Consider the following 20,690-nt stretch of genomic DNA (forward strand, 5'->3'; position numbering starts at 1 on the left):
AGATAAAAGGTCTAACAAATATATTGATTCAAAATCAAATATTGGGTTTACATTCCTGTTTTTTTAGTCATATATTTTGATAACGACACGTCCCGCAAGCCCTGAAGGCATCACTGACCATGTATCAGCACGGAAAGGTTCATAGTCAATATTGACAAATTTAGTGTCATAATAGTCCTGTCTCTTCTGCCCGTTACGATCCATTTGACGAATACGGTTTGCCATTAAATTAGCAACTTCTATCTCGATCGTATTTGTCCCGTTTTTTAATAAATTACCTAATGGCAAGGTATACGGTAAACTCCAGATCTGTCCTGCATCCTGACCGTTGATCCTGATTTTTGCAGATTCGTACAGCGTATCTAACTGTAATACATAATGCTTATCAGGAAGTACTTCCCGGATTTCAAACTGGGTACTGTATACTGCTTTTCCTGAAAAGTTATCCGCAATAGAATCCGAAAGAGAGGTCCATGTCTGTAATTTATCGAGTTGCTTTGGTTGCGGAATAACCGGACCTCCTTCTACAAATTTCAGTGACCAGCTCGTATTCAGTCGTACTTCATCTTTTTGATGATCCATATAGTTCCAATCCGGAAGAGCAGGCTCAGCTGTCTTTTCCGCTACAAAGAACAGCGCTTCACCGGATCTGACTTTCACTCTGACCTGATTTGGTTTTGCCTTATCAGACTGCGCTTTGCCCGTCTGACCGGTCAGCGGATCCATTATTTTCCATGATGAACCTTTTGTCTGAAAGATGATTTGCTCATCGATGGTATGATCCGAATGATTGACTACATAATAGTAGGTCTGATCTCCTTTTTTACGTTTTATAAATTTTAACCCTTTTTGAATAATAGATTCGCCCATGATATTCATCCCGGACAGACTGTTTACGATATCATTTCCAATCACAATCTCTCCTTTGCCGACTACTATCCGGCGCTTATTTTTCAAGGGATTTACTATTTTCTGAAAGATCAGACGCCGTTTATCCAGATCTTTAAACCCGGGAATATCTGCCGGCAGCTGATGGAATATTACTTTTCCTCCCTGTCTGGCTATTTCCATTATTTTTTCCAATGTTTCTACCGGCATATAGGCAACCTTGGGTACAATCAGTACTTTATACGATAAATCTGTATTGCTATTCTTTAACTTCCACTTATCTCCATCTATTATCATTCCTTTCAGAAGCTCATCCGAAACAAAATCGAGGGAATAGCCGCTCGTTTGCAGATGTACTGCTTCCTTATAAAAATCAGATGGATGTAACCATTTATCTATATTATGTATAGTCAACGATTTAAGGGTTCCCTTATCATCGTTCCAGATATCATGGGCAGGCCAGTACAGCAACACTTCATTATCATTAACTGTGGATTGCAGTATGGACTGTGTTCGGGTTACATATGAATTCAATCCGTCCAGATGTGACCAGAGACTATTCGCAGGAACAAAATTGACTGATGCATAGAAAAGCCATCCCGGCCACTGCTGATCAGCCGGAGAATACGTCGTACCATGATAGAATACATGATTGATCCCCGACAAAAAAAGTTGTTCAACTTCAGGTTTACATTGTGCCCATGATGTTTTGAAATGCTCGGTCAGCCAGGTGAATGTTTCTGCCGAGACAAGCGTTTTCCCCAATACATGTGCCCCTGAAGAGGCAAATTTCAGCATCATGGGATCCGGGTCTACTTTACGTACATCTGCACTGTCTCTTCTTAATCCCTGAATCGGAAAATAACTGGATCCGAATGTTTCTGTTTCGGGTATATCTACAGCTGCGTACAGATCAAGCAAATTACCCGGTGATCCGTGCGCCTGATTTTTCGTAACAGACCCCATTGTATGAGACCATGAGGTCCAGCTTTTAGTAAAGTTCTCCAATAACAGCTGTGATACTACATCCCGATAATCCGCTTTGAGTCTGTCCCGATTCGGATGCTTCACATCTCCGAATACTTCTCCGATGTACTGACGAAGGTCATATCCTTTTATCCTTTGGAAATAATCAAAAAGCTCTGCTGTCCAGTTCGCCCCGTACACTTCGTAGCTATCGTTGTAATACGCTCTGGGATGACGAGGTTGTGTCTTTAGTGCTTCCTGATAGGGTTTTAAATAGGCTTCCAGTGCTTTCCCTGAAAAATGATCCAGGGTATAGCCTTCTCCACCCGGAGCTGCGCGTTTGACTTTTTGGCGGGTCTTACCTAAAAATCCGGCATAGACTGTCCATCCGGCTGAAGGAGCTGTCCAGTTCAATTGTTTTCCTTCTTTGACCTGTTTCAGAAGATCGGTTTTTTGATTTTTAGGACCGTAAGCGAGTAACGAAATTAATGGCGGATCTTTTTGTTTCGGATCTTTACAGGTAATCTCCAGATTATTCCTGCCTTTGCTTAGGCTAAAAGTGTTGACTATGATATTACTGGCCGCGTATTCTTCCGTGACCTGAGGACCTCCGAATGGCCAGCCGGTACCATTTGTCAGGTCTACGCCCATACCGATTTCATCAGCGGTAACTAAGGTATGCTGAAGACGATCTACCCATGTCGGTGAAAGATGTGGAATAAATGCAGATTCGGCTCCTTTGGGACCATAGATAGGTGCGATCTCCACCCCTCCTAATCCTGCATGATGATACTGTCGGAGTAATGCCGATATTTCTGTATCAGAGACTGCACTTCCCATCCACCACCATCTTACCCAGGGCTTCATACTGCTTTTCAATACAGGCCAGTCTGATACCTGTGCCTGCGTCAGAGAAAATGTGCCCAGCATGATTGCTGCAGTAATTATCTTCTTAAAAATCATATCTCAGCTACTGATAAAATCATCTAATTCCCTGGTCGGGAACTCATAAACAGTCTATTTATTAACTAACTTATATATTTCGGTTCCGGCCAATAAGAAACATCCTAATCCATAGTCTTCAAAGTCCGGCACACTGGTATAAGTGACAGGCTGACCATCTTTTGGTTCCTTTCCGGTTGCCTGCAGATAGCCTAAAAATCCGTTTTTATGTAAAGATTCTTTACGCAATGCTGTCCAGGCCTTCTCTACTACCGGCAGATATATTTTCTTATCCAGAATACCATTATTAATTCCCCAGGCCATACCATAGACAAATAAAGCTGTACCTGAAGCTTCTTTCCCTCCGAAATGATTAGGATCGTGCAAACTTACATTCCAGAATCCATCTTTTCGTTGTAAAGGAACAAGAGCTGCCAAAAGATTTTTCAGATCCGATTCATATTCCTGATAGTGTGGGTCTGATTTAGGAAGTTCTTCCAGTACACGTACCAGAGCGGCTGCGATCCAGCCATTACCTCTGGACCAATAACAATCTTCTCCGTTTGGTTCTTTATATGGAGGTACAAAATCCTTATCTCTCCACCACAACTGATCTTTCGGATTATAAAGTCCGTGTTGTGCTTCTTTGTATTTAATATGATGATAAAATTTGTACATGGCATCAAAGTAAGAGGGATCATTATAGGTCACTCCCAATTTGACAAAAATGGGCATTGCCATTTGTATAGCATCGATCCATGTCCAGTCATTGACACGACCACTCCGTATCACAGAATCGATATTCTCTTTAATACCAGCTATACGTACAGGCTGAGGGTCAATTCTGTACAGATCAATATAAGATTGTCCGCAATTCTGATTGTCTGCATGACGTGTGTATCGTTCTCCTCTTACCGGAAGCCATTTATGAAAGTCCGCCCACTCTACAGCATAGTCATAATAACGCTTTTGCTGATCAATACCATAGAATGCCAGTAATCCTTCATAGTATACTCCCCTTGTCCAGATATTAGAAGTACGTTCTTTATTGGTAATAATATTTTTGGTTGGATCAGGCCATTTTTTCATAAAATAATCATTGGCCAGTCGCAGATCTTTAACAACTTGTTTTTTGCTCGTGAAATTTTGCCCGCTAACCTGAACCGTCAGAAAAAAAACGGATAAAATAGTAAATAGGCTCTTCAATGAATTCGTCTTCATATGTTTAGTTCTTCTGTTTTATTTTTTGTGTATTAAGGCAGGAGGTAATTCTTCAATTCTGTTTGTGTTAATTCTTTTATTGCCTGAACAACAATCTGTGCATTTTTTTGAGCACCTTCATAACTGGTATGGGTATGATCTGCCGCAGTGAAATAAGCAACAACTTTTTCTTTACCAATTTTATCAAATTCATCCGCTATGAGATGATGAAGATCAATAAAAGGAACCTTATTATTTTGTGCCACCTGCTCAGCCCAGGAAGGATAACTTCCTTCAGCCCGCTCTACTTTATGATCTTTCCATCTGTCTCGTGGTACAGGTGAACAGATGATGACGTGTACACCTTTCTGCTTTGCCTCCTGTATCATCTTTGTCAGATACCAGCCATAGGTATGGACAATTTCTTCCTGTCTGCTTATAGGGTTATAAATGGTCTTTACTTCATCTCCGATTCCCTTGATCGTACCTCTTGCTCTTGCTGTATCATCCAAAGGACTGCCGTCGTTGTGGCCAAACTGTACCATTAAATAATCACCTTTACTAAGCTGGTCGAGCACATTTTTCCATAATCCCTTACTGATAAATGTACGTGTACTTGTGCCTCCTAATGCCCGGTTTTGAATATCTATCCTCGTCGTATCAAAATATTGTTCCAAAACGCTTCCCCAACCCCATTGTCCTCCATCTCCTTTTCCTTTACCATTTTTTACAGTAGAGTCTCCGATCAAAAAGATAACCGGTTTGCGCTGCGGAGCTGTAAAAGATACAGCCATGAGGAAGACTGCTAAAAAGCAGATATTAAGGCCTGATCGTTTCATCTTTCGGGTATACAGGTTTTACAATTGTAATATTTGGCTGTCGGATAGGTGCCATATCTTTACCAACAAAATAACTGGTATGAGGTGGCTGATTATATCCTACATTTTGCCAGGCAATACTGAGTCTGTACTGCGGATCATGCATCAACGTATACAACCTGTGATGGGTTAGATGTGGTGTTGCATATATGCGCAGTTCGGTTTGATCTTCGCTGGCAAAAATAACTTCTTCTCTCCAGTCCCCGAACAGGTCTGCGCTTAAAACCGGAGTTGATTTAGTTCCGTTGTTCGATACACATCCCTGCGCTCTGAAAATCTCTCCTTTCCCATATTTGGAAACTGAGATACCATTTAACAATTCTCTTTCCAGATCGCCATCCCACCAGATCAGAAAGTTGGCAGAATTAGGTGCCCGGCCGATCCGCTTGCCGGCACTGTTATATAAATTTTTGTCTCCTGAAAACCACATTTCTGCTCCCGGATTCGAATCGTCGATATTATCCGCTGCTCCACGTCCTATATCTACACCATAAGCTTTTGCCCACAACACTTTTCCATCAGAAGCTCTTCTTAGTACTGCACCGGGTTTATCTTCTTTCGGATGTTCGTGAATCGTAAAGATCTCCAGCCCCGGACTGTCCGGATCCAAGTCTCCGACGTGATTCGCATCACCATGTCCAAACCCACTGCTGTATAAAGCTTTGCCATCATCATCAATAGTCATTGAGCCATATACAATCTCGTCCCGACCATCATTATCTACATCAGCAATACTCAGATTATGAAATCCTTGTCCGGAATAGGGGCTGTCCCCATTCTGAGAATCAAATTTCCAGCGTGGGCGGAGTTTTCCATCTACAAAATCCCAGGCCACAATCGCAGCACGGCCATAATATCCTCTGCACATCAATACGCTTGGATGTTCGCCATCCAGATAAGCTACCGCAGCCAAAAAACGATCCGCACGATTTCCCTTACTATCATTATGGCTACCGATTCCCCATCCGTCTACCGGATAACGATCCGGGATATAACCGACAGTATGCCGCTCTGCACCGGTGAGACCATCGAATACGGTAAGGTACTCAGGTCCGTCCAATATTCTGCCTACTTCATTGCGCCAGTCTTTTTTTTCATCTCCTATTATCTTGCCCTTTCCGTCTTTCGTTCCGTCAGCTGTCTTGCAAACAAGTTCCGCCCGCCCGTCTCCGTCAAGATCATACACCATAAATTGGGTATAATGTGCTCCTTCCCGGATATTGATACCCAGATCGATCCGCCATAGAAAAGTGCCATTCAGTTTATACGCTTCCAAGACAGGACGATCTGTCAATCCTTCCTGCGAGTTATCCTTACTTCTTCCGGTACGATGAAGAACCAATTCGTAAATTCCGTCACCATCCAGATCTGCAGCACTGGCATCATTCACCCGATAGCCATCCAGAGGCTGCAGTGCTATACTCGTATAATTCTTTCGGTCATCGGGATGGAAGGTAATCGTTCCGGAGTATTGATTAGGTTTATTGTCACCTAGGGTCTCGACATAGAATGTAGCAGAATCTGCTGCCACTGTAACTAACAGATTAGTGCTGTTTGTGATCGGTGTCGGATTGAGTAGTATATCTTTCCCGTTTGTTTGTTTTTGAAACACATTGAATCCGGTGTTGGGATGATCTGTTCCCAGCAATCTCCAACTCAGCAATACATGCTGGGGATCGACATTTGTCAGAGACAATCCTCGATCCAGATACTCCATAGCACGTTGTGCCATTACATGCCCGCTATTAACAAATAGTAATAACAGTAATGCAACTTTATAACCTTTCATAACACTTTTTCTGATCGTTGGTTACTGATTAAGGCATCTTATGAAAACCTTCTTTCTTAATTTTCCATGTCCCGTCTTTCGGAAATCCGGGTAATTCACCGGTACTAGCATCCCATCCTTCGGCCATCATCGCCACAGTAGTCAGTACCCCACCATTTCCAGGCAGATAAATACGCAGTCTGCCATCCTGAAAGTTATGCCCGTTACGTAAATAGGTATTGGTACGTATTGGCATAAATAAAGCTTCCAGAGCCTTTTCAGGCAGATTTAACCGAGCAGCATTCATAGCTGTCATCGGAAAATCCCAACCCCAGGTATCTGACCATGACCAGACTTTCCACACTGTATCCAAGGTATTTTTCATAATAACCTTATTCAACTTTGCCGATTCGGGAACCATTCCCAGTCCGCCCAGGACTGCAGGATGATCGGTCAGCCAACGTGGATTTGTATAGGAGTCAGTAGCGCTCTCATTTGCGAGATATACATCTCCCTGTACCGGCAGAGGTGCCAGTTTTTGAATGACTGTATCCCATTTCGGATTTCTGGGCTGTCCAAGTCTTACTTTCCATTCCTGTGCTATCCGCAGCGCCCAGTCCCAATAGGCTAATTCATAGGTAGGATTCTGTGTATCTGCTGCCCGGAATACTTCCTGCGCCGGAATCACTCCTTTTCCAAGATTATATTGATCCTTCTGCTTATCGTAGGTCGGATAAGAAGCCATAAACTCTGCTGTTTCAAAAACCAGATTTTTATATTTTTCAAGGATTTCCGGATTCTTTTTATCCCGGTAAGCCAGCTCAGCCATGTAGATAATATGGGGCTGCTGCCAGATAAGGAAAGCGGCTACGGATGAAGGGCTTTCATTACCTTCGTTATCAGACATTTTTTGCCATCTTACACCTTCATACCCTTGTCTTTTGGCTATTTCACGTGCCTTTTCTAATGTATTCTGGTAATATCCAAAACTCTTTTCCATAAGATCCACACGTCCCCACAGGGCAAAGTGAACGGCATGCCACCAATGCATCTCTGTATGCGGTTTACCATACCAGCTGTTGAATGTCAGTCCGGTTTCCTGAGGCGGATAGTTGCCGGCACACTGCACTTTAGTCAGATACTGGGACAGTATTACTCTTCTTTCTAATTCAAAGGCCCGCGTGTCCGTACTACCTTCAAAATCTATAGCCGCACCGCTTTTCCAGAAAGCATTCCAGCCTTTTACACTGCTTTCTTCTGTAGCCTTATAGAGCGGGACATGTTTAATCGTCTGTGGGGCAAATGCTGCACTGAACTCAAAAGTGTTGCTCGTATTTACGGGTTCATACACAAAGTAATGTGCCTGCTTACCCTTTTTAACCGTTCCTTTAGAATAGGCTAATACGGTCTGGTATACAGTTCCCTGAAGTTGATGGCGAATTTCTCCGCTGGTATTATTGCTATGGGTAATGCTGGTCTGGTGCTGGTCTTCCTGTCCGTAATATGCGCCCTCGTCCAGAAATTTAGCGGTTGGATACGGATAGCGGATAAATACTTTCAACCGGCCTTGTTTAACGAGGTCAGAAGTGACTTTTACAGCGATCTGATCCAGATCCTGATGTGCTGCAGTGGATACTTTCACAGGCTCCCCTTCTACCTCAAACGAACTGGAAACAATACCTGTCCACATATCCAGCTCCTGCCGGATCGCTGTGATATCGGAGGATTGCACAGGTTGTCCGTTTTTCTTTGTGATCTCTAATCCGATATTCCCCAGTTGCAGACGATGCTGATTTTCCCGGAAATAACTAGTGGCTTCACTGTTTCTTCCGCCATCTTTCCATTGGATACTATAGAGCGCCTGTCTGCCTTCATTATTAAAGTCATAGGCTTTTAGCGTTTCCTCAAATTTATAATTCCCCTTATTCGGAAAAGTATCCCATCCCCATTCTGACTGCGTCCCTAATGACACACCCCCTTTATACAATTCCGGAAAGGTCTGTAATCCTGTAGCATCCACAGTAAAGGCAAATTTACCGTTACCGATAGTAAGAGAAGATAACGTATCTAACTGTGTATTCTGAACATTGTGGCGCATAACCACTTTCTTACGATCAATTTTGGTATCCTTTTGCTGCGCATCGGTATGTTGTACAGCAAAAGGTACCGTCATCAAAACGACTGCTGTAGTCAGTCTTGACAGCATTGTCCCCAAATTGATTTTCATAGCTTTTATCTTTAACATTTTTAGTTTTATTTTTATCTCCTGCTGCGTAATTATTGGTTTACAATACCTTATCGCAACAGACTTAAGCCCATCAATCCCACAACAACATCATTGGCAACCGACTTCAGTTTCAAGCTTTTAAGTTCTTTCTTAGCATCTAATGGCAGATCCAGTACTGTTGCAGCTCCTCCGTCAATACCACGTTTTGTAAATCCCTTTATTTCTACATATTTCGCTTCGCCACCTTTTACTACTTTTCCCGTTTTCAGATGTACCCGGAGCGGACGATCCTGCTTCAATACGAACGCATATGGATCTTCTGAAAAATCCTGTTCTATTGGCCACCAGTTTTCGGGATTACGTAAGGTCAGTTCTGCTGTCGTTCCATCTGTATACTGTATCTGTATGACGGCATTGATCAGCTGACTTTGCATAGGATTGGTTGAGCCTGCCATCAGGAAATAGGCATGTCTGGCTTTGCCTGATAGCGGAATATCCTTTTCTGTCGGAAAATTATCCCATTGAGAAGTAAAGACGATATTATTTCCTTTAGCAGCTGAGATGCCGAAAGACAATCCATTTGGCAGGTTAAATACTCCGTTGACAGATGCAGCTCGTAATCCGGTATCATCAATAGTCGCTGTTGTATTCGGATAGCACCAGTTTCCAATCCCCTGAACAGGCAATTGCAATGTCGGTGATGCCGGACGCGGACTCCAGTATTTATTCTGGAAAATCTGTGTAACAGCATCATTAAAATAAGGTTTCAGATTAACTATCTCGACTTTAGCCGCTAAGGGTAATGTCCAATTGCTATACTGAACGGTTCCGAGTGTACCTGTTTTTTCCACTATCTGAAGGGTATTTGTCCCTGATTGAAATAAGGTCATCGGCAATACTAGATCTCGTGTTTCCTGCTGTGCCAGCTGAACAGACTGTACTTGTTTTTGATCGATAAACAAACTTCCCTGAATCAGTTTTCCGGACTGATTTTTCATCGTCAGCGTTACAGATGTTTGATCCGGACTTTCTTTTACAGACAGCTCCAGAGGTTCTGCAATACGTAAATCTACAGGTTGCCACCAGCTGAAATCCTGTTGTCTGACTTTGACAAAGAAAGTTCCCCGGTTGCGCTTGTCTTTAAGCTGGAATGTGCCTTTACTTATATCCTGACTTTCGAGCAGTCCCTGCGGATCATTTACAGCCTGAATCTGTGCTTTACCGGATTGTATAGAAAGGTGTGTATCTGCAGGAGTGGTCTGCACATAACTGATCTTTTCTAATTCCTGGTCTGCCCATCGGATCTGAACATCATAATGATCCGCTTTTGCCGCATAGATTTCTATTTTAGCTGCTCCCACAGCATTTTCAACAATTTTCCATGATGCCGGAGTTCCGTTAACAGATAGCGACTGGACACCTGCCTTTCTGGCTTTGAGAACCAGTTTTAAGTTCATCTTCTGCTGAAACTTAGGTTTGATCGTATAGTGCTCTATATTGTTATGGAGCTTAAAGTCAAAATCAATATTCGGACTTTCTAATGTACTGTACTCCCAGCTTACAGGTAATCCGGGCTGAATGGTCAGTGTATCTGCTAAGGCATCTGGTAGAATTCCGTATAAACCTTCAAAAAGAGTTCTGGAAGCTACTCCGATTGGATCTGCAAAGTCACGGTATAATTCACCCCGCTCTGCATCATAGAACGAAAGCTGTTGAAAATTACCCGGACTGGCTCCGTAAAACATGCTTTCAATAAGGTTACTTTTCCAGAGTTCAAAAGCTTTCATCTCTCTTCCCGCCTGCCAGTACGCCAGTGCTGTCTGCAGATTCTCTGCCAGAGCCACATTGTTGACTGACCAGGTATAGGGTTGCCAGTTTGTTGTGGATAAGGTATACAAGCCCTGATCTTTCGCATCAGCCACGCGGACAGGAATATGCGGGATATAATCGTCTATATAACGTAATGCCTGATAAGCCTGAAATGAATCCATAAAACGTCCATCCAATGCATGATAGATCGTCCATACTCCGGGCTGATCGTGTAGCAATTGTTCACCTAATAAATCCTTAAATTCCGCAAAATAACCTTTGTCTTTGATCCAAAGTTTTGCCAGCAAAGCCTGTCTGATTTTCTCCGCTTCCCGTTCATATGGAGTTGGATCTTCTTCCATTACTTTTGCCAGTCGGGCAGCCATCATATTTCCCCGGTAATTGTAAGCAGAAGTATGGGTAACGCCTCCTCCAGAATATTGTAAACCGTCACTGGCCCAGATAGCACAGTAGGCATCATACAGTCCATCTCCATCCATATCAAAATTCCGCTTTTCCCAGGCGAGATGTCTCTTGATAGCCGGCCAGACTTCTTTCAGAAAGGTCCGGTCTCCGGTATACTGAAAATGTGTAAACAGCTGATCGAAAAAGACCAGATTCATATCATAATGATGCGGTACTGTATTGTTGTTCGGATTCCGGGAGATATAACCACTTGAGAACATGGCTGTACCCATTTTTTCCAGATGCCTGGCAATATTAAGTGCGGTGTCTGCTATGACTTTTCCCTCGGGAGGATCTGTAACCTGTGAATGGACATAACTTCTGAAATGGGCTTCTGCCCGGTCATTCCACCCCAACGGATTGGCCACATATGCACCTCTCCAGGCATTCAGCCGCATACGCCAGGCGACAGCACCATGCAAATAGGTAGGCGATTCCCATATTCCGTCTGCAGCAAGCGCAAGCGCACTTCCGACCGTATTGATATGTTCATCCGGTGTATGTATACGTATACGTCCGGCTAAGGTCTGTACTTTATTTTTACTTTGATCAAACAGTTTCTGGAGAGAGAGCTGAGGTGCTTTTGCTCCTTTGCCTTGTCCTCGTTGAATAGCAACATAGGCAGTTGCAGTTTGATTCAGTTTATATTTTGCGGCTATTGCCGGAGTTGTTGTGGCAGTACTGGTCCACAACTGATCTACATCTTTCAACGCAGAGGCATTGATCAGTCTGACCTCCGGTTTTCCGGAAAATGATCCCGCCAGATATTGCAGTTCTCCCTTTTTATTGGGGTAGGATACCTGAAAATTACTTTTATTGATCTGGTAGGTATTATGTTCACAGTACTCCGGCAACAGATAAAAACTGGATTCCGGATCTGCTCCTATATCTCCGGCACGACTGAATGTTTTTCCACTTGCACCTCCGTATACAGCGATCAAGGCTATTCCGTCCGGAACATTTTTTGATTTAACTTCTACGATCATCCCCTCTTCATCCGCCTGAGCCAACACGGTAATCTGCAATTCCCCTCCGCCCAATACTTTGTCATTGATTGTATAGACCATACTTCCGGAAGTATAGCGAACATCTGCCAGTGTAAGGTCATCAAACCGGATCATTTTCTTACCCGATTGAAGTACAAACTGCAGATTGCCCCCCATTCCGGGCATATATAATGCAAATTCAGGACGGTCCCCGGCTTCAACACGAAAGGCTGTATTCGTACCATACAGGGCACGATTAAATTTACGCACACCTTTTACCAGTACGATATCCTGGCCGTCAGGACGGTAATGTAAGGTCCGCTCTTTTCCATGCCAGTAATCTGCTGTTTGACTAAAGGCAACAGGAGCCCACAAGGAAGCCCCCGTCACCAATAATCCAACAATATGTATCTTTCTGAATCTCATCTCTACTTTCCTGCAGGAGCCTCTGTTTTTACACCGTTAATAATTACATTTTCAAATATGATATTGTCCAGATAATCCACCATATAAGGTTCTTTCACACCATTGATTTCACAATTGACCATGCGGAAATTTTTAATGGGTGAACTTTCATAAGCGGCTGACATCAGCGCGTATTTTCCGCCTTTTTTAACATGCATATTCTCTACCCATACATTGCGGATAGTAGGAATATGATCGCCTGGTTTTTCGTAGAACATATTGAATTTGACAGCTGCTTCCTTGTATGTGCCGACTTCTACATCTTTCATAAAGACATTTTCAATAATACCTCCACGGCTCGAGCTTGTTTTTAACCGAAGGATACGGTCCAGATTAGGACTATCCATCTTATTATTCAGCGCATAAATATTACGTGCTCCGCCAGCGATTTCGCTACCGATAACGACACCGCCGTGTCCGTCTTTCATAATACAATTTTCAATGATATGATTCTCAGCAGGACGGCCGATGTTGCGTCCGTCCTCATCTCTGCCCGATTTGATCGCAATACAATCATCTCCGGTGTCGAAATAACAATCTTTTATAAGTACATTTTTACAGGCTTCCGGATCACAACCGTCATTGTTTGGTCCGTGACTAATCACTTTAACCCGCTCTATAGTTACGTTTTCACACAATACAGGATTCAGATTCCACATGGGCGAATTGATCATCCTGATATCTTCAATAAGGATATTTTTACAGTTGTAAGGCTGTACAAAGTTGGGTCTCAGGTACTGTCCGTCTCCGAATACCCGTTGTTTAGCATCGACTTCCTGATGCATCATCGTATGCAGTCTGGCTCTGGCAGGCTTTTGTTCTCCGCTCCTGGATTCGTTCCATCCATATTTGCGGGCTCCGCACCACCACCACCAATTATCATTATCTGAATTCCCATCTAATGTTCCTTTACCAGTGATGGCGATATTTTCTTCTCCATAAGCATAGATAAAGGAAGAATAGTTCATACATTCCATACCTTCCCAACGCGTAAATACAATAGGATAATCCGAACTGTCACGACTAAACAAAATAGTAGTACCATCGGTAAGATGCAGGTTGACATTGCTTTTGAGGTAAATAGCACCCGTCAGAAAAACTCCGTGAGGAACCACAACCCGGCCACCACCTTCAGCATGGCATTTTTCTATAGCCAGGCGGAAAGCTTCTGTATTCTTGGTGACGCCATCTCCTTTCGCTCCGAAGTCGGCAATATTGTAATCCTTATTTTTGAATGTAGGTCTGACAATAACTTTTCGCAAGGCTTCGATTTCCTGTAAAGGCTGCGAAACATCGGTCCACACTTTTTCCTGCGCAGATGCTGAGCACATGATCAGCATGCAGACTGCAACTGCTATAGTATTGAGATTAAAGATCTTCTTCATGTTAGTTTACGGGCTTATAGGTTAATATTTTCAGTATCTTCAAGTACGACTTCTGTTCCATCCTGAGACGTTACTTTTACATTGTTCAACTGCCAGTTTTTAGCATGACGGATTACGCCTGCCGTCTTTGCCGTGATAGCAACATTTTCAAGGCTGAATTTTTGTAAGGGGTTTTCCTGCAAACCATCCACATGGATAGCACGTTGTGCAAATTTCACAAAGACATTTTTGATCTGTATATTCTGAAATGTTGGGATTCCTTTACTTGCAGGTTCTACAGGTGTCACCATTTTCTTCCAATGGTCAGGCACTTTATCTATATCATATCCTGACGGCAGTTTAGAATAACTGTAAGCCGGATTCCAGTTTGGCGTTATCTCAAATGCTGTCCTGACGCTGTCCATCTGTATATTTTCAAGAAGAATATCTTCTACAACTCCACCCCGGTTACGTGCTGATTTGAGACGAATTCCAACTTTAGTACCATGTGCTTTGAGATTACGCGCGATAATGTGGCGCATCCCTCCGGAAGTTTCACTTCCAAAGGTAATCAGACCATCTCCCTTACGGGATATACAGTCGGTGATAAGGACATACTCTGTCGGTCTGTTGACACGCAGACCATCCCAGTCGCGACCGGATTTAATACAGAAATTATCATCATTACAATCTATATCTGCATTTTGTATACGGATCCACTTAGATGAATCAATATCAATACCGTCTGTACTCGGACCGATGCCATTAATATTATTCTTAATAATAATCCCATCTACAGTAACATAGGAAGAATAAAGTAAATGAACCGTCCAGAAACCTGCCTGCTTCAGAGTCACGTCTCTGATAATAATATCCTCACTTCCGTCTACGATCACAGTGCGTGGACGTTGTGCATCGTAATCCACAATCCATCTCAATCCTTTCTTATCATATTCAGATCTTAACTTCCAGTACGCATCCCAAAAAGGCTTGCCTTGTCCGTTAATGATTCCCTTTCCGGAAATTCCGGCTTTTTGCTGGCCGTTAATATTCACAAGAGCTGCAGGCCAGACCATTTCTATGCCTGCCACACGGGTATTGATTTGTGGATAATCTTCCAAAGACTGGCTACCTAAGAGCTCTACTCCTTCATCCACATGCAGAAATACACCAGATTTGATAAAAATAGAACCCGTTAGGTATTTGCCCGGCCGGAATTGCACCTTACCTCCGCCTTTTTTTGCACAGGCATCTATTGCCTGCTGAATAGCTTTTGTGCTTATGGTCTTTCCATCTTCCCTGGCCCCAAAATCGTTGGCATATACGACTGCCTTACCGATCTTAAAATTTCTTGCGCCTACCTTGCCTACCCAGCTTGGGTCTGACGCAGCAAAAGCTGTGAATGAAACAAATACCAAAAGGATGCCCATCAACATGGCTTTGGGGGCGAAGGCTCTTGGATTACATTTGAATACGTTCATGATATAGTTGTTTTAATAGGTTACAATTTAAAAAAATTACCAAATCTGGTTTGGATTACAACGGAAAACCATTGCTGAAGAAGTATTATATTTTCCTCCCTGAGAAGCTCCGAACAGCCATTCAGGCTGATTTTTTTTATTTAAAAGCAACATAGGACGTTCCAGCCGGCCAATACGTTTGAGAGATGTCGGGTAAGGCCCTTCTTTGGTGTATGCAGATATAGCCTGGAAAGCCAGCTCAGGTTCAGACCACTTCTTACCATCAGCAGACCGCATCAATAACCCGTCTTCGTGACTCTGAACACCCATATCCCGGGCAATCATATAAAACATACCCTTTTCGATCCACACAAAGGCATCTTCAAACTGCGCATTCCCTCCTTTTGCAGAAAAATCAATAACAGGATTCTGCACATATTTTTTAAAAGGCCCCTCTGGAGAAGATGAAACGGCTAATCCATATTTACGATTACCACGTATGGCACCTTTCTCTGCCAGATAGTCGGCTGTATTCCAGGATTTGTAAAAAAGGTAATATGCCTTATCCGCTGTTTGTATTACTGTAGGGTTCGTTGTACAATGGTCATCCCAGCTCCCTTCTTCACCTGCTTCCAGGATAGGCTGATCTGTCCGCTTCCAGGGTCCGTCCAATGATTCAGCGGTTGCCAGACCAATTCTTTTGGTATTGGTCTTACCGTTAGAATTGCCCATATAATAGAGGTAATACGTATTATTGAACCGGGTTATTGACGGATTATGACAAGTGGTGGCATCCCAGTAACCGGCTCCACGCGGAGCAAGTACCGTTTCTTTAACCACAAAAGGCTGATCCGGTGAAGGTGCAACAGCATGTACTATCTCTGATCCTTTGAGCCAGCCCCCCATACCCAATTCCTGCTTCCATCTGGAGAAGAATACATGTACCTGGCCCTGGCTGTCATAGATTGGTGAACTGCACCACACAAAATAACCTTCCAGTTCTAATGCACGGCCAATATATTTCAATCCTTTTGAAAACGCTGATTCCCGCAATTTTAAAACAGAGATCTGCCCAAGCACTGTCGAATGACAAGCGATCAACCCAAGTGTCTGTGCAAAAAGTGTTAAAAATTTCTTTCTGTTGTAAATCATTAGAAAATCCGGTTTACCAGTTGTTAGCAAAAAAAAATGTTTCCATTTTTCATTTGCTGTATCAATTTTTTGATTGGTTATTTACCGCAAGATAACCCACCTTCCATAAAACAGCATCCTGCACCATCCTGAATTTCGATCTACGTCACATTACTTTTACAGAAGAAAGATATTCCACTAAAAAAGGCTGATTCAAATGATGAATCAGCCTTCTTATACTTTATAGTAGCTATAAAACTATTTAATGAGGGCGTTCGGAAAATCTACAATTTTTTCACAAGAGACTTGCTCCATTACTTGCTTAAGCTGCGCTTTAAACATCGCAATAGTATGATCACCTCCTTTGGTTCCTAAAGCTCCCACACCATACATAAATGGTCTGCCCATAAAAGCAAATTCGGCACCGCTTGCCAAAGCACGACCGATATCCGGTCCTGAGCGAAGCCCTCCATCCATCATGATAGTGATCTTATTTGTAAATTCAGGATCTTTAGCTAACCGCTGTAATGATGCAATCGATGATTCACCTGCATCAACCTGACGTCCGCCATGATTCGAAACAATAACTCCGTCTACTCCTATCTCTATACAGGCTCTCATATCTTCTTCCGTCACAACTCCCTTCAACACGAGCTTACCTTTCCACATATCCCGTATCGCTTTGATCTTTTCAATATCTACACGTCCTGTGAATGTACGATTCATAAACTGACCCAGCTGACTCATGTTAAGCCCTTTTTCCATATAAGGCTGTAAGGTTGCAAAACTCGGAATACCATGTCTCAGGGTTTCTATACCCCACACCGGACGGATAGACGCCTGAAATATATTACTGATATTCATTTTAGGCGGCATCGAAAGACCACTTTTGATCTCTCTGTAACGCAAACCAAAAGAAGGCACATCGATAAGGACAACCAACACAGGACATTCTACATCCTGTAATCTTTTAATAATATCATCCCGTAATCTGTTCTCCGTCGGATGGTACAATTGGAACCAGGCTTTACCACCCGATACTTCCGCAATACGCTCTATACTGCTTGTTGAAACGGTACTGAGGATGTAAGGGACATTGTGTTTAGCCGCAGCTTTCGCCAGAATTTCCGGGGCATTGGGCCACATCAATCCCTGCAGACCGATTGGCGAAATACCAAAAGGAGCATCGTATTTATGTCCGAAAATAGTGGTAGACATATCGATTCCGTTGTACTTCTGCAGATAACTTGGTTTTAAGAGGATATCCTCAAAATCACGTTCGTTTCTTCTCAGATTGACTTCTTCATTACATCCTCCCTCCAGATAATCAAAGGCGAATTTAGGAATACGTTGTTTTGCTCTTTTCTTTAAATCGGCAACTGAAGGATATCTAGGATCGTATTTTAGTAAATTAGGACTTTCCATGGATTAGCTGACAGTTTTAAAGTTATTTTTTGCGTAAAATTTCAGTTCTATCAGATCATTAGGAATAGGGTTGCTATTCCAGTGGCGATGAATGGACAATGCCGTACCGATAGCTGTGGCTTGTGCCATAGAAGCTGCAAACACCTCCTGGTGTTCAAACTTTTCAGATAAAAGGCTCATATATATGGGGTTTTTACTGAAACCACCATCTACAAATATCCGATGAATATTTGTCTCATCCATTACTCTTTTTGTGGCAATATACTGAACCTCGACAATATCCATGATCAACTGATGATAAGCAGTTTCATAGTCCTCAAAGATACTCAAATCTCGTTCAGAAAAAGTCTTAATTGAAAATTTTTTAACAGAATCTACAGACTTCAAGTGCTTTATGGTTTTCCAGTTGGTCGTCACTGTTCTGAATTTGGCTGTAGATACCTGAAAATGGGCGGCAATTCTTTTGCTTTGCAACTCATGCTCATATCCGGCAAACAGGCGGGAAGCTTTCACCGGCGTTCCCTTATAACTCAGATAGAAGAGACAATCTGCCCGCAACTCTTCTAAAGTAAGCTCACTGTGATTAAACGGATTGAATGAAATACTCCAGGTTCCGGTAGAAATCAGAATAAAGGGATCCTGAAAATTGAACAGATAAGGGATCAGAGCAGCAGAACTATCATGTAAGCCTGTTCCGATCACATAGGGGCTACCCGGAAATGCAGACTTGAATACTTCATCAGAGTTACAAATAGGTGCCATCTTATCGATGACACCATCTCTACTAACCCATCTATGATAACCGTTATCTTTAAAGTTCCACAACGTGGTATGGCAACCTATACTTGTCTTGTCTGCGTAATATTGTCCTGACAACAGAAAACTCAGATACTGTGGTAAATGCAGGGCATGCTTGATTTTCTTAAAAATCTCAGGCTTCTCTTCCTTCATACGGTAGAGTTGTAACCCCGAATTTAAACTTCCTAATGCAGGAGAAGCGGTCTCTTTGGAAAAAGTCTCTTCACCTCCATATTGGTCATATATCTTTTGTGCTAATGCATCCGGATAATTCTTTAAATAATTATACAAAGGCGTCAACGGCCGGCCATCTTCATCCAGGTAGACAAAGCTTGCTCCATAGGATGAAAAATTAATGGCCTTTACCTCAAACTGAGGTTTACGGAATACTTCGTGCAACGAATCAAAAACAGCGAGTCTGAGGCTTTCCAGATTTTCACAGGGGTCGCCATCTTCATCTTCAGTTTCTAAAAACCGGGCAGACCGCTCAAATACTATTCTGTAATTCTCATCGAATAGAAATAGTTTTTTGTTCGTCTTACCCACATCAAATACGGCTATAACGGGTATGGGTTTCATACGGTTGAGTTTATGAAATTACTGTTCTTACAATCCTGTAGCGACACTACCGGTACCACGCTCTTGTGTCAGTATATCACGAACACCCAATTGACGATATAACTCGACCGGATTCAATGCGCCGCCTTCACGGAGTCTGGATTCGGCAACAATACTTCTCACATCCGTACGGAATGCATCCTGCAAAATCTCCTGAGCCTTCACAACGTCATTCTGCTGCTGTGCTTCCTTTAACGCTGCACGATCTACTAACAATGCCTGTGCATATGCAATCTTAATCGCCTCCACAGACTGCAGCAGATCCACCAGCGGATCTTTTTGATTATGGGATGCATCAATCATCCAGCCTAAACCAGTAGCATGATCCATTCCTCTTGCATCCATACCTTCGACCAGTTCATTGAAAATCAAAAACAACTGATAAGGTTTTATACTTCCGGCTGTCAGATCATCATCCGCATATTTGGAATCGTTGAAATGGAACCCACCCAGCTTACCTTCCATTAACAGCAGGGATACGATCTGTTCGATATTAGCATTTGGAAGATGATGTCCCAGATCTACTAATGTATAGGCCTGGTCCCCCAGTTTATTGGCCAATAGCAGTGACTGTCCCCAATCTGCAATAGTTGTCGAATAAAAAAACGGTTCAAAACCTTTGTACTCAACAAACAGTTTCCAGTCTGCCGGAAGATGCTTATAGATTTCTTTCAACGAAGAAAGTGTATTTTGAAATGCTTCTCTAAAGTTCAACTGTCCCGGAAATGATGATCCGTCTGCCAGCCATACAGTCAGTGCTTTCGATCCTAAAGCAATACCATGACGGATCACTTCCACATTATGATCGATAGCCTGCTGCCGTACATGGGGATCTACATGATGAAGAGAACCAAATTTATAACTGTATTTCTGATCTTTCTGATCCTGGAAAGTATTGGAATTGACCGCATCAAATACCAGTCCGTGATAGCTAGCCAGCTGCTTGATAGCTTCTGCATCCTGAGGAATATCCCAGAGGATATGTAATGAGATTGCTCCGCTTGAACGGTTCAGTTTATGCAGTAATCCCACATCCTCTATTTTCTGTTCCAGTGTCCCGGGCTCTCCCTGTCCGGAGAAACGGCCAAAACGTGTCCCCCCGGTACCTAAAGCCCAGCTTGGAATAGCGATCTGAAAGACGCCTAATTTTTGTATTATTTCTTCCGTATTGGAAAGCGTTTCGGCTAAAAATGTAAACCTGCGTTTATGTGCATCCAAATGCAGGTTATTATACTCCTCAATTAAACTATCTTTAATTAACATGGTTCGGTTTGTTTGTTTATAATCAGTAATTCTTGCA

Annotated in this window: 12 protein-coding genes; all 12 read right to left on the reverse strand. The window is 42.8% G+C overall.

Annotation, left to right across the window (positions count from 1 at the left end):
* Nucleotides 1-63 precede the first annotated feature (63 nt).
* On the reverse strand, nt 64-2,817 hold the full coding sequence (locus I6J02_RS04755) for a glycosyl hydrolase (protein ID WP_201680674.1): 2,754 nt from the start codon (nt 2,815-2,817) through the stop codon (nt 64-66).
* A 54-nt stretch (nt 2,818-2,871) separates the two neighbouring features.
* The gene (locus tag I6J02_RS04760) at nt 2,872-4,017 is read right to left on the reverse strand and encodes a glycoside hydrolase family 88 protein (protein ID WP_201680675.1); all 1,146 of its coding nucleotides are present in this window, start codon (nt 4,015-4,017) and stop codon (nt 2,872-2,874) included.
* A gap of 32 nt (nt 4,018-4,049) precedes the next feature.
* Complete coding sequence (locus tag I6J02_RS04765; protein WP_236582294.1) at nt 4,050-4,835, reverse strand: rhamnogalacturonan acetylesterase; 786 nt, start codon at nt 4,833-4,835, stop codon at nt 4,050-4,052.
* The gene (locus I6J02_RS04770) at nt 4,816-6,663 is read right to left on the reverse strand and encodes a rhamnogalacturonan lyase (RefSeq protein WP_201680677.1); all 1,848 of its coding nucleotides are present in this window, start codon (nt 6,661-6,663) and stop codon (nt 4,816-4,818) included. The genes I6J02_RS04765 and I6J02_RS04770 overlap by 20 nt, the downstream gene beginning before the upstream one ends.
* Nucleotides 6,664-6,691: 28 nt before the next feature.
* Nucleotides 6,692-8,869, reverse strand: a complete 2,178-nt coding sequence (locus I6J02_RS04775; protein ID WP_236582295.1) for a hypothetical protein — start codon at nt 8,867-8,869, stop codon at nt 6,692-6,694.
* A 68-nt stretch (nt 8,870-8,937) separates the two neighbouring features.
* Nucleotides 8,938-12,555, reverse strand: coding sequence for a DUF4450 domain-containing protein (locus I6J02_RS04780; protein ID WP_201680679.1), 3,618 nt, complete (start codon nt 12,553-12,555; stop codon nt 8,938-8,940).
* Nucleotides 12,556-12,557: 2 nt separating this feature from the next.
* Nucleotides 12,558-13,979: a glycoside hydrolase family 28 protein gene (locus I6J02_RS04785; RefSeq protein ID WP_201680680.1), complete on the reverse strand. Its 1,422-nt coding sequence runs from the start codon at nt 13,977-13,979 to the stop codon at nt 12,558-12,560.
* Between the two features lie 14 nt (nt 13,980-13,993).
* Nucleotides 13,994-15,439, reverse strand: a complete 1,446-nt coding sequence (locus I6J02_RS04790) for a glycoside hydrolase family 28 protein (protein WP_201680681.1) — start codon at nt 15,437-15,439, stop codon at nt 13,994-13,996.
* A gap of 36 nt (nt 15,440-15,475) precedes the next feature.
* Nucleotides 15,476-16,570, reverse strand: coding sequence for a glycoside hydrolase family protein (locus tag I6J02_RS04795; protein WP_201680682.1), 1,095 nt, complete (start codon nt 16,568-16,570; stop codon nt 15,476-15,478).
* 237 nt (nt 16,571-16,807) lie between these two features.
* On the reverse strand, nt 16,808-17,974 hold the full coding sequence (locus I6J02_RS04800; protein WP_201680683.1) for an alpha-hydroxy acid oxidase: 1,167 nt from the start codon (nt 17,972-17,974) through the stop codon (nt 16,808-16,810).
* 3 nt (nt 17,975-17,977) lie between these two features.
* Nucleotides 17,978-19,351, reverse strand: coding sequence for an FGGY-family carbohydrate kinase (locus tag I6J02_RS04805; RefSeq protein ID WP_201680684.1), 1,374 nt, complete (start codon nt 19,349-19,351; stop codon nt 17,978-17,980).
* A 27-nt stretch (nt 19,352-19,378) separates the two neighbouring features.
* On the reverse strand, nt 19,379-20,653 hold the full coding sequence (locus I6J02_RS04810; protein ID WP_201680685.1) for a TIM barrel protein: 1,275 nt from the start codon (nt 20,651-20,653) through the stop codon (nt 19,379-19,381).
* Nucleotides 20,654-20,690: the final 37 nt, after the last annotated feature.

It is taken from the genome of Sphingobacterium spiritivorum (assembly GCF_016725325.1).
Classification (GTDB): domain Bacteria; phylum Bacteroidota; class Bacteroidia; order Sphingobacteriales; family Sphingobacteriaceae; genus Sphingobacterium.

Coding starts and splice junctions, on each gene's coding strand:
- I6J02_RS04755 (WP_201680674.1), bottom strand. CDS start 2,817: ATGATTTTTAAGAAGATAATTACTGCAGCAATCATGCTGGGCACATTT.
- I6J02_RS04760 (WP_201680675.1), bottom strand. CDS start 4,017: ATGAAGACGAATTCATTGAAGAGCCTATTTACTATTTTATCCGTTTTT.
- I6J02_RS04765 (WP_236582294.1), bottom strand. CDS start 4,835: ATGAAACGATCAGGCCTTAATATCTGCTTTTTAGCAGTCTTCCTCATG.
- I6J02_RS04770 (WP_201680677.1), bottom strand. CDS start 6,663: ATGAAAGGTTATAAAGTTGCATTACTGTTATTACTATTTGTTAATAGC.
- I6J02_RS04775 (WP_236582295.1), bottom strand. CDS start 8,869: ATGAAAATCAATTTGGGGACAATGCTGTCAAGACTGACTACAGCAGTC.
- I6J02_RS04780 (WP_201680679.1), bottom strand. CDS start 12,555: ATGAGATTCAGAAAGATACATATTGTTGGATTATTGGTGACGGGGGCT.
- I6J02_RS04785 (WP_201680680.1), bottom strand. CDS start 13,979: ATGAAGAAGATCTTTAATCTCAATACTATAGCAGTTGCAGTCTGCATG.
- I6J02_RS04790 (WP_201680681.1), bottom strand. CDS start 15,439: ATGAACGTATTCAAATGTAATCCAAGAGCCTTCGCCCCCAAAGCCATG.
- I6J02_RS04795 (WP_201680682.1), bottom strand. CDS start 16,570: ATGATTTACAACAGAAAGAAATTTTTAACACTTTTTGCACAGACACTT.
- I6J02_RS04800 (WP_201680683.1), bottom strand. CDS start 17,974: ATGGAAAGTCCTAATTTACTAAAATACGATCCTAGATATCCTTCAGTT.
- I6J02_RS04805 (WP_201680684.1), bottom strand. CDS start 19,351: ATGAAACCCATACCCGTTATAGCCGTATTTGATGTGGGTAAGACGAAC.
- I6J02_RS04810 (WP_201680685.1), bottom strand. CDS start 20,653: ATGTTAATTAAAGATAGTTTAATTGAGGAGTATAATAACCTGCATTTG.